The organism is Mucilaginibacter lappiensis (assembly GCF_900155965.1).
In the GTDB taxonomy this organism is placed as follows: Bacteria; Bacteroidota; Bacteroidia; order Sphingobacteriales; family Sphingobacteriaceae; genus Mucilaginibacter; species Mucilaginibacter lappiensis.
Genome location: NZ_FTMG01000018.1, coordinates 118,894 through 130,180, shown reverse-complemented (window position 1 = coordinate 130,180; position 11,287 = coordinate 118,894). Strand labels below are relative to the sequence as shown.

Annotated in this window: 10 protein-coding genes; 4 read left to right on the top strand and 6 right to left on the bottom strand. The window is 42.2% G+C overall.

All coding sequences use genetic code 11. The features are described from left to right. Nucleotides 1–39 precede the first annotated feature (39 nt). Nucleotides 40–831, top strand: a complete 792-nt coding sequence (locus tag BW976_RS25245) for a PhzF family phenazine biosynthesis protein (protein WP_076377787.1) — start codon at nt 40–42, stop codon at nt 829–831. A 575-nt stretch (nt 832–1,406) separates the two neighbouring features. On the opposite strand, the gene BW976_RS25240 is transcribed toward BW976_RS25245, so the two are convergent. After that, a complete protein-coding gene (locus tag BW976_RS25240; RefSeq protein ID WP_076377785.1) occupies nt 1,407–1,820 on the bottom strand; it encodes a putative periplasmic lipoprotein in 414 nt (137 codons plus the stop codon). 181 nt (nt 1,821–2,001) lie between these two features. Between BW976_RS25240 and smc the strand changes: the two genes are divergently transcribed. Next, the gene (smc, locus tag BW976_RS25235; protein ID WP_076377783.1) at nt 2,002–5,544 is read left to right on the top strand and encodes a chromosome segregation protein SMC; all 3,543 of its coding nucleotides are present in this window, start codon (nt 2,002–2,004) and stop codon (nt 5,542–5,544) included. 9 nt (nt 5,545–5,553) lie between these two features. Here the strand turns inward: smc and BW976_RS25230 are convergent, their stop codons facing one another. The 4 genes from BW976_RS25230 to BW976_RS25215 are packed head-to-tail and all read right to left on the bottom strand — an operon-like array spanning nt 5,554 to nt 8,764. After that, nucleotides 5,554–7,131, bottom strand: a complete 1,578-nt coding sequence (locus BW976_RS25230) for a S41 family peptidase (protein ID WP_076377781.1) — start codon at nt 7,129–7,131, stop codon at nt 5,554–5,556. A gap of 57 nt (nt 7,132–7,188) precedes the next feature. Beyond that, complete coding sequence (locus tag BW976_RS25225) at nt 7,189–7,797, bottom strand: HAD family hydrolase (RefSeq protein ID WP_076377779.1); 609 nt, start codon at nt 7,795–7,797, stop codon at nt 7,189–7,191. Then, complete coding sequence (locus tag BW976_RS25220; protein ID WP_076377777.1) at nt 7,787–8,095, bottom strand: hypothetical protein; 309 nt, start codon at nt 8,093–8,095, stop codon at nt 7,787–7,789. Before BW976_RS25220 ends, BW976_RS25225 begins: the two co-directional genes overlap by 11 nt. A gap of 3 nt (nt 8,096–8,098) precedes the next feature. Further along, a complete protein-coding gene (locus BW976_RS25215) occupies nt 8,099–8,764 on the bottom strand; it encodes an ABC transporter ATP-binding protein (protein ID WP_076377775.1) in 666 nt (221 codons plus the stop codon). Between the two features lie 92 nt (nt 8,765–8,856). Between BW976_RS25215 and BW976_RS25210 the strand changes: the two genes are divergently transcribed. Together BW976_RS25210 and sucC are read left to right on the top strand one after the other, a co-directional pair. Next, nucleotides 8,857–9,345, top strand: a complete 489-nt coding sequence (locus tag BW976_RS25210; protein WP_076377773.1) for a hypothetical protein — start codon at nt 8,857–8,859, stop codon at nt 9,343–9,345. Nucleotides 9,346–9,451: 106 nt separating this feature from the next. After that, nucleotides 9,452–10,687 (top strand): ADP-forming succinate--CoA ligase subunit beta, encoded by a 1,236-nt coding sequence (gene sucC / locus BW976_RS25205; RefSeq protein ID WP_260170820.1) that lies wholly within the window; start codon nt 9,452–9,454, stop codon nt 10,685–10,687. A 147-nt stretch (nt 10,688–10,834) separates the two neighbouring features. Here sucC and BW976_RS25200 read toward each other — a convergent pair whose 3' ends face one another. After that, nucleotides 10,835–11,170, bottom strand: coding sequence for a DUF3276 family protein (locus tag BW976_RS25200; RefSeq protein ID WP_076377769.1), 336 nt, complete (start codon nt 11,168–11,170; stop codon nt 10,835–10,837). Nucleotides 11,171–11,287 lie beyond the last annotated feature (117 nt).

Sequence of the window (11,287 nt, the reverse complement as noted above, 5' to 3'; positions counted from 1 at the left end):
TAATAAAAAAGTAATTTAGCTCTATCAGAACATTATTTTATGACTATCCCCATATACCAGGCCGACGCGTTTACCGATAAATTATTTGGCGGCAACCCTGCGGCTATTTGTCCGCTTACCGAGTGGCTGCCCGATGATGTGATGCAAAAAATAGCCATCGAAAACAACCTGGCCGAAACCGCTTTTTTTGTAAAGACAGATGCCGGTTACAAACTACGCTGGTTTACCCCCGAATACGAGATTGATCTTTGCGGCCATGCCACCCTGGCATCGGCACATATACTATTTACCGAACTCGGTTTTAAGGGCGATACCCTGCATTTTGAAACCGTAAAAGCCGGTACATTAACCGTAAAAAAAGACGGCGATAAATACACAATGGACTTTCCCTCAAGGCCGCCCATACCTATTGAACAACCCCTGGGTTTGGCCGAAGCTCTTGGAGATAAACAGCCTTTAGCCTTTTTAAGGTCGAGAGATTACTTCCTGGTTTACGAAACAGAACAGGATATTAAAGATATTACCCCCGATTTTTTTGCTTTATCGAAAATGGATACCGTGGGGGTTATTGTAACCGCCCGTGGTGATAACGCCGATTTTGTATCCAGATTTTTCGCACCCGGAGCTGGTATTCCCGAAGATCCCGTTACCGGATCGGCGCATTGCAACCTGATACCCTACTGGGCAAAAATACTGGGCAAAAACAACCTGCATGCCTACCAGATCTCGGCCCGCCGAGGCGAACTCTGGTGCGAACTCAAAGGCGACCGTGTACAAATGAGCGGCAAAGCCGTAACCTACTTAAAAGGCGAAATTCGGATTGTTCTTTAGTTTATTAGGGTAACTTATAAAGCCTAAAGTGGGTTTACATGGTTTACACTATCATGGTTGACATTGATTTAATTAATTAAAAATCAATAAATTATGAAATTTTATACCAAATTTATGTTAACCGACTTTATAGAATTTTCGTCTTCCTATCCTTTGGAGGTTACGGTCGAGCAACTGCTGTCTTGTAGCCTCTTTTTTTGTAATCCTGAGGAACGAAGGATCTATTCATAGCCGTGCCTGTTGCAGACCAGATTCTTCGTTCCTCAGAATGACAGCATTTTTAAATACATATTTTTCTCCTCCCCGTCAGCAGAACAGCTTCGGCCGAAAGCAGGCAGAACATGGTGGCCTGTGAGGTGGCAGGGGCATTAGCAAACCTTGCCGAAGTAAAGGGTACTGAGCGAACGAAGTGGAGCAAGGTTTAGCAGCCCGTGGTTCTGGCTGATTTGCAGGGTAAGGGCCCGTGCGGCAAAGAAGCATTTCTGCTGAAAGCCTTTTTGGTTACTTTTGTGGCGACAAAAGTAACTGGCCCTCCCGCGGCCAAGAGCGGGTACACGCCCGACCAGGACTCCCCCCTATTTAACCCTAAAAAACACACTCGTACCATTGGTAACATTACCCATCAGCAAAGAATCCTTACCCTTAAGTTCCATTTTAAAAGACTCCTTAAAATCGCCATAATTAATATTTACAGAATCGCCGATGAACTTATAAGAATAAGAGGTGTCATTATCAGGATAAGTAAATTTTTTCTTATCGATAATAAGCGTAACGCCGTCGGTAGTATCTGCGGACCATGAACCCAACATATTTTTAGTTAACAAACTATGCTGATCAGGCATCGGATCTGTTTTTTGTTGCTGTACTACCTGAACTGTTTGTTGCGTTTTAACGGAATCTGTATCTGCTTTAGCAATTTTACCAGCCTTATTGGATTTGCAGGAGGCCATCAGCAGAACAATTGCCAATAAATAAAAATATCTTTTCATAGTGAATGGGTATCGTCGTCAAATTTAATATTTAATCCAGCAATGCAAGTTACATCACCTGGTGGAGCAGGTAATCCCTACCCGATCTTTTCTCCCTATCAACCACAAAAAAAGTTTAATAAAATCATTTTTTTATGATTACTTTGAAGGTTCGGTTTTTTGTCAGGACACAATAATATAAATGCAGCTTACCCGCTTAGAAATCAAGGGCTTTAAAAGTTTTGGAGATAAGATCACCATTAATTTTAATGAGGGTGTAACTGCCATTGTGGGACCTAACGGCTGCGGAAAATCAAATGTAGTCGACTCCATACGCTGGGTTTTGGGCGAACAAAGCACCCGGATGCTTCGCTCCGAAAAGATGGACAACGTCATTTTTAACGGAACCAAGAGCCGCAAGGCGGCCAACCTGGCCGAAGTTTCCCTTACTTTTGATAACACCAAAAATGTACTGCCTACCGATTACTCGCAGGTTACCTTAACCCGTAAACTTTACCGTACAGGCGAAAGCGAATACCGCCTGAATGATGTGCAGTGCCGCCTGAAAGATATTACCGATCTTTTCCTGGATACAGGCATCGGGTCCGACTCCTACTCCATCATCGAGCTGAGGATGATCGACGAGATCATTACCAACAAGGAGGGCTCGCGCCGTAACCTGTTCGAAGAAGCATCGGGCATATCCAAATACAAGCTCCGCAAAAAACAAACCTTCAGTAAGCTCAAAGATACCGAGGCCGACCTGGAACGCGTGGAGGACCTGTTATTCGAGATCGAAAAGAACCTGAAATCGCTGGAGAACCAGGCCAAAAAAACCGAACGTTATTACCGCATCAAGGAACAGTATAAAACACTCAGCATTATGCTGGCCTCGTTCCGCATTGTGTCGTTCAGCGAATCGTTAAAGAAAATTGAAGACCAGGAGCAACAGCAAAAGGCCGAAAAAGGTGGCATAGTTGCCCAGATAGATACTTTAGAGGCCGCCCTGCAACAGCAAAAGCTGGACAGCATCACCAAAGAAAAAAATCTGTCGGTTCAGCAAAAAACTACCAATGAGTTTGTATCCAAGATCCGCGCTTATGAAAGCGAGAAAAAGATCAAAAACGAGCAGCTTAAATTTCAACAGGATAAAGAATCCCGTTTAAGTGAAGAACTGGAACGCGATAAGAATCAGCTGAACCACGTACTGTACAACATTAAACGCCTGAGCGAAGAAAAGGCCATGGAGGATGAAAATCTGCAAGCCGTACAAAGCAAAGTAACCGACCTCAAGGAAGCGGTTGATGAACTGAGACAGCAGCAGACAGAAGCCCGTAACGAACTTAATGAGCTCACCAATATCAATACCCGCCTGCAAAATCAGGCCTACAAAGCCGAAAAGGATATTGATATTTTACAGATACAACAGCAGGCCCTGGAGCAGGAAAGCCAGCGCAACATGGAGGATACCACCAACAAAGAGGTAGAACTTTCGCACTTTAACCAGGTGGTTGCCGAGCTGCAGGCCCGTAAAGAAACATTGGATGATGAATACCAGGCTTCGCTGGAGGCCGAAAATAGGCTCAAAGAGCAAATTGCCGCTACGGATACCGAGCTTACTGAGGTAAAGGATACTATCACCAAAGAAAGCCGCAAGCTGGATGCCAAGCAAAACGAATACAACCTGACCAAAAGTATGGTCGATAACCTGGAAGGCTTTCCCGAGTCGATCCGCTTTTTGAAAAAAAATACCGACTGGGCCAAAAACGCGCCGCTGTTTAGCGATGTGCTGTTTTGCCGCGAGGAGTTCCGTGTAGCTATCGAAAACTATTTGGAGCCCCTGATGAACCATTACGTGGTTGAAAGCTATGACGAGGCTATAAAGGCCATCAATTTGCTTAGTACCGCATCAAGAGGAAGGGCGCATTTCTTCATCCTTGAAAATTATGGTGAAACAGTGCCAACCGAAGCCGCGTTTGAAAATGCCGGTGCGGTATCGGCGCTCAAAGTGATTGAGGTAGATAAACGCTACACCAACCTGTGTAACCATTTATTAAAAAATGTATACCTGGTTGATGATGATAAAGATCAGCAGATCAATAACGCGCAATTGCCGGACTGCGTGGTGCTGATAGGCAAAAGCGGCAAGTTCAACAAATCGAAACATACCATGGCTGGTGGTTCGGTAGGTTTGTTTGAGGGTAAAAGAATAGGCAGGGCCAAAAACCTCGAAAACCTGGCCAAAGAGATCAAAGGGATCGAAAACCAGGTGAACGGTTTAAAAACCCGGGTGGAAGATTTGCAGAGCAGATTGGCCGCCCTGAAAGCATCTACCAAAACCGCGGAGCTGAATGAGCAGCAAATGATCATCAACCGTTTAAATACCGAGCTCATTACGGTTAAAACCCGGCAGGAGCAATACCAGACCTTTATTGAGAACAGCCTGAACCGTAAGGAAGATATCGCCCGCAAAATAGCCACCATTAACGAGGAGATGCAAAACCTGCACCCTTTACTGGCTGAGTTGAAAACGCAAAAGCAGATCCAGAACGACCTGCTGATCGAGAAACAGACGGCTTTTAATGAGCTGAATGAATATGTATCGGTACAATCAAATGCCTATAACCAGGAGAACATCCGCTTTCACCAGCAGCAGAATAAAGTATCAGGCCTGGTAAAAGATCTGGATTACCGCGATACCCAACAGGAAAGCCTCGAAAGCCGCATTAAACAGAACAGTGCTGAATTTGAAAATGTAAAAATAGCCATACAGGACAACCTGAAACAAGCCGACAACTCCGACGAGGGCCTGCTGGAGATGTATGAGCAAAAAGAAAACCTGGAAAAAGCCACCCAACAGGCCGAGCAGGAATATTACCAATGGCGCGGCGTTATCACCGAAAACGAGAACGAAATAACTGCCCTGCGCCGCAAAAAAGATAACAGCGAGGTTATTGAAAACGAACTGCGCGAAGAGCGTAACAATCTAAAACTGGAACTAAACGCCCTGAAAGAGCGCCTTTCGGTGGAGTTCAACATCGATATTGAAGAACTGCCCGAAGCTGAAACTCCTGCCGACGAAAACGAGCACGACCTGCGCGATAGAGCCGAAAAACTGAAACGCCAGCTGGACGATTTTGGTGCTATCAATCCGATGGCGGTAGAGGCTTATAACGAAATGAATGAGCGTTACACCTTCATTCAGGCACAAAAGAAGGATCTGAGCGAAGCTAAAGCCTCCCTACTGGCTACCATACAGGAGATTGATGATACCGCCAAAGAAAAATTCATGACCGCCTTTATCATGGTTCGTGAAAATTTTATTAAGGTATTCCGTTCGCTGTTTAATGAGGAAGATTCCTGCGACCTGGTACTCACCGACCCTAACCATCCACTGGAGTCGGATATCGATATTATTGCCAAGCCAAAAGGTAAGCGTCCGCTATCTATCAACCAGCTATCAGGTGGCGAAAAAACATTGACTGCTACGGCTATCCTGTTTTCGCTGTACCTGTTGAAGCCTGCCCCTTTCTGTATTTTTGATGAGGTTGACGCGCCGCTGGATGATACCAATATTGATAAGTTCAATAACATCATCCGCACTTTCTCTAAAGATTCGCAGTTCATTATTGTATCTCATAACAAAAGAACCATAGCCAGCACCGATGTAATTTACGGGGTGACTATGGTTGAACAAGGCATCTCACGCGTGGTTCCCGTTGATCTCCGGGAATTAGCAGATTAATTTTATTGGTTATTTCTTCGCCTTCAACGTCAGATACATAGAGTTTTTACGGTAAGATTGTGTTTTTACCGACAGCACTTTACGCTGATAATCGCTCATCGCTACCGCATTAGTAGATAGGCTTTGGACCGTTAAATTCGAACTTGTTGGGTAGGCTCCATTTGCAATGTAACCTATGGCCTGGCTCAGTAAGGTTTCATTGGTATCACCAAAATCATTCTGGATATTTTCTATAACCCGTTTGCCCTGATATGTTCCGCCGGTTGCTGTGCTACCTACTGGTGGCATCCCGGTATAATAACCGCCTTCGCCATTTGAGTTTTTTGTTTCAAACTCTGGCGTATAAAAGTAATCGCCGTTAACCGTAAGGTTTGACAGGAAGCCTACCGGTTTACCATAGGTTGTGTCACCAATTAACTGAACATTCATTTTAGGTTTCACGTTATTGATAGTAAGCTCGCTTGCTGATGCCGTATTACCCGTTACTAAAAAGAAAACTCGGTTCACGTTTACAGATCCCACTTTTGAAAACTTTTCGATCTGTGCCGCATTCGTTGACTTAAAATATCCTGTAGGGAAAGGGCCCAGTTTTTTTTGAATAATGGGGTATTTATCATTTTGCATATTGGCACTCCAATAAGTAGTATTCATTACGCTCCCGCTTACGCTTGAAGGCGCAATAAGGTTAGTTAAGTAAATACTTGTTTCCACATCACCGCCGCCGTTATAACGCAGGTCGATGATCAGATCGGTTACATTTTTACTGGCAAAAGCATTAAAAACAGAATCAAGGCGAGCCTGTATATTACTTAAGCCAACAAAACTATTAAACACCATATATCCTGCTGTTTTCCCGCCTTTAAGCGCATAAGTATTGGTGTAAATAACCGGGTTAACCGTATAGCTCTTGGTATTCAAGGTAACCGTTTTCTGGGTACCGTCCGTCTTAAGTATCTGAAGCGTTATAGTACTACCATTATTTACGGCATTACTTACATATTTGTAACCTGCATCATTAGCCGGATCCCTAAGATTGGTAATGTAAATACTGTTTCCGGTTTGTCCGTTGATACTGGTGATCTGGTCGCTTCGTTGCAAACCGGCTGCGGCGGCTGGTGAGCCCGGCTGAACCAAACTTACCCTGATCACATTGGCATAGGTATAAAAGTAATTAAACCCAAAATCGCCTTTTACGGCATTTAACTCCTTATTAACTGTACCATCATCAATAAATGAGTATTTGGAACTTCCTGGATTAAATGGATCATACTCATAAGGTAGATTACCATTAGCCGGATTTTTTGATAGTTGGGTATAAGCGTCAATCTCCTGGCTCAAATTGAGCAGATCCGTACTCTGAGCAGTGTATTGCCGGGGGTTAAAAATACCATACACAGGCAAAAAGCTATTCCAGTAATAATCCTCCTGGGCTATCATATAAACAGAATCCTGTATTAGTTGAAGTTTTGTAGCTCCGCTGGTACCGGACCCGTTATTGTTGTTGTTATTGTTGCCCGGATCACTCTTTTTACAAGCCGAAACAACAACCATAGCAGAAAAAAGTATTAAGTAAAGTAATTTTTTCATATCGGATCAGTTTAATAAATGGTTAACGCTTTATAACCAACTATGTTACGTGTGCGTTTATAAAAATTTGTCGATGTTGATATGATCTATTCCCACAGCTTCAGCACACATCCGGTCAATTTCGGAGTTTTCGATCATCACAATATCTCTTCTTTCTAAATTATGGTCTTGCATGAGCAGGTGCAAAACGTCTGGTTCGGGCTTTAAGGCAGTTTCTTCAGCAAAATAGCAGGCCAGGTACTTTTCCAGTCCGTGCCATTCTGTTTGTTTAATTTTATTTATCTGTTGCGAAATATGTCCGTTAGTTACAATGAATAACTTTTTGCGGTCAACCACAATTTCCTGCATCAGTGTCAGTATATTCTGATACAACAACAGCTTTAAAGGCAGCTTGGCCGTGATCAGCAGGTTTTCAAATTTATCCCGGTACTTTTCAGCGATGGGAAAAACTTCGGCCACCTGGTTAAAAACAGCATCTTTACCTAAGGCTGTATACGTATTGACCATGATATCGGTTGTCTGTTTTGCGTCAACTAATTCGGTATACTCCAGCAAATTGGCAAACAGGTAATAAACCTGGAATAAATAATCTTTTTCGGGATAAAGTACATCATCCAACTCAAAAATAAAAGCGCTTTTGCGCCCATCAATATCTTTATAGTTCATTTCCCTCAACCAGGATTTTTATACTGTATTCATTAAACAATGTTTCGGCCTTTAGCAACACGTCAATTTCGGCCTGGCGAAACAGGTAAACCGTTTCCACACCCATATCTAAACATAAGGTAAGCATCTCATGTGTATAAATGTCAGATTTGGGATCGGGCAGGCGAATAAACTTACCCGGTTTAAACATAAAGTCGGGCAGATCCATATGGTCGCCCATAATCACGTGATCGCTATTCAGCAGATTTTTCAGTTTATAAGCAGGTGCGGAATTGGCCGCAGTTATCAGTATACTCACGTTTTAGGCTAAAGGTTGTTCGGCAATTAAACCATCTTTCATTAAAATTGTACGATCAGACAAATTAGCCAAATCCTCGTTATGCGTAACAATCACAAAGGTTTGATTAAAATCTTTCCGCAGCTTGATAAACAATTCATGCAGTTCCAGCGCGTTTACCGAATCCAGGTTACCCGATGGCTCATCGGCAAATATCAAGGCTGGGTTATTGATGAGCGCACGTGCTACGGCTACCCTTTGCTGCTCACCGCCCGATAGCTCGTTGGGTTTATGGTTTATCCTATCGGCCAAACCCAGACGCTCCAATAGCTCTGTCGCTTTTTTTTCGGCATCGGGGCGTGATGTACCGGCTATAAATGCAGGGATACATACATTTTCAACAGCTGTAAACTCGGCCAGTAAATGATGAAACTGGAAAATAAAACCAATTTTCCGGTTACGAAAATCGCTCAAACCGCGATTACTTAGCTTGCTCAGCTCGATATTATTGATAAACAGCTGACCAGAATCGGGCCTGTCCAATGTACCCAAAATATTGAGCAGCGAACTTTTACCCGCACCGGATGCGCCAACAATGGTTACAATTTCGCCCTGCTGTACCTCCAGGTCAACCCCTTTTAATATTTGCAGCTGCCCGTATGATTTATGGATAGATGTAGCTTTAAGCATCTGGCAAAGTTAATTGATTTTAAATTTGATTTTATTAGGTTATTAGAGCAAAATCAACTTAATTTAATGCAGATAGATTTTAACCTTATCAAATGAAATTAATTGAAATTAAAGATCAGTTTGTGATGGATGTAGGCGCACCGTGCCCCTTGCTGATAGCTGATGATCATAATCTCCGGCTCATTTTTTATAGTAATGATGAAGATCAAATAGAATTAAGACAAAGAGATAATATATATGACCAGGGAATAATTGAATTAAAGTTCATTCGGCATAATTTCTTTTCGTTTGGCCCGCCAAATGATGAGACGCTAAATGGTCATCCATACTATGAGTTGAATTTAGGTTCATATTCTTTTTATGAACTGCAGGATTCGGACTTGATAGCCAAGATAAGCACCTACGGCAGGCACCATCATTTTTACAATACCCGTGCCTATGAAAAGTGCCATCATTACATTTTAACTTTTAAAGAGCAATTATTTGAATGTGTGGCCCATGGGTTCGAAGTCTATAAACATAACGAAACCACTATATATCATCAGGGCTTGAACGCATTAAACCATATCTACAAACCATAAAGGAGAATTCCTGCTCACCATTCTCTACTCACCACTCCCCCCTATTGTAAAGACAATGTTAATAAAAGTACTATAGGCAAATAAACTCCATTTAGGTCATGAACCTTTGAAACAAAATTGTAGATTTACCGCAAATTCTTCAAAAAACATGAATATTCACGAATATCAGGGTAAAGCTATATTAAAGAGCTTTGGCGTTAGAGTTCAGGAAGGCATTGTTGCCGACAATCCTGAAGAGGCTGTTGCGGCTGCGCAAAAAATTAAAGAAGACTTTGGGTCTGATTGGGTTGTTATAAAAGCACAAATACATGCCGGTGGCCGTGGAAAAGGTGGCGGCGTAAAACTGGCCAAAAATCATGATCAGGTTAAAGAACTTGCCGGTAACATTATAGGTATGCAACTGGTTACTCCGCAAACCGGACCAGAAGGTAAAAAAGTAAAAAAGGTTTTAGTAGCACAGGATGTTTACTACCCGGGCGAAAGTGAAACAAAAGAGTTTTACATGAGCGTACTGCTTGATCGCGCCAAAGGTCGTAACATTATTATGTACAGCACCGAAGGTGGTATGGACATTGAAGAAGTTGCTCACTCAACCCCAGAATTAATATTTAAAGAAGAAATTGATCCTAAGGTTGGTTTACAGGCATTTCAAACCCGTAAAATCGCTTTCAACCTGGGTTTATCAGGCGAGGCATTTAAGGATATGACCAAGTTCATCACTGCTTTATACAAAGCTTATGATGCTACCGATTCTTCGCAATTTGAAATTAACCCGGTATTAAAAACATCTGACAATAAAATTTTAGCGGTTGATGCTAAAGTAAATTTAGACGATAACGCATTATACCGTCACCCGGATTACGCTGCTATGCGCGATACCGACGAGGAAGATCCAACCGAAGTAGAAGCCGGAAAATCAAACCTGAACTATGTAAAACTCGACGGTAACGTGGGTTGTATGGTTAACGGTGCCGGTTTAGCTATGGCTACCATGGATATCATTAAACTGGCCGGTGGCGAGCCTGCTAACTTTTTAGATGTAGGTGGTACCGCTAACGCGCAAACGGTTAAAGCTGGTTTTAACATCATCCTGAGTGACCCGAACGTGAAAGCTATCCTGATCAATATTTTTGGTGGTATAGTACGTTGCGACCGTGTGGCGCAAGGTGTTATTGATGCTTATAAAGAAATTGGCAACATTCCTGTACCTATCATTGTTCGTTTGCAAGGCACCAACGCTGCCGAAGCAAAAGCACTGATCGATAATTCAGGTTTAAAAGTATTCTCAGCTATCCTGCTAAAAGAAGCTGCAGAAAGAGTAAAAGAAGTATTGGCTTTGTAATTAAAGCTGGTATTGAATATAAAAAAGCGATGGGTTTTACTCATCGCTTTTTTTATGCCTGTTTCAAACAGCGTTAAAAACAAGAAAACCTGCTTCTGGTAAAAAGCAGGTTTTTCTTTATGGCGTTAGTTTAGTTTTGTTCTCTTTTTATATGTCGAACGAGAAATCATCGTCGGCGCCGGCAGCTTTAGCCACTTCAGAGCCTTCGCTGTATTCGTAGCGTTTTTCAACTACTTCCTGATTTGCCTTGATATACTCAACGGTTTCTTTTAAACCTTCAGCAAATTTTTCGAAGTCTTCTTTGTATAAAAATATTTTGTGTTTAATAAAAACACCGTCCTCCAAACGTTTTTTGCTTTCAGTTATTGTAACATAATAATCGTTTGAACGGGTTGCTTTCACATCAAAAAAATAAGTCCTCTTCCCGGCTCTCACCTTCTTTGAAAAAACCTCTTCTCGCTCTCTATTGTCAAAATCTCCCATAATGAATATACCTGTAATTAGTTTTGGTTGGCATAAATATAAATCAAAATTTGAAAGTGCAAGTATTTTATTCAATTTTATTGAACTTTTTGAAACATTTCCGTCATTTTATTGTGT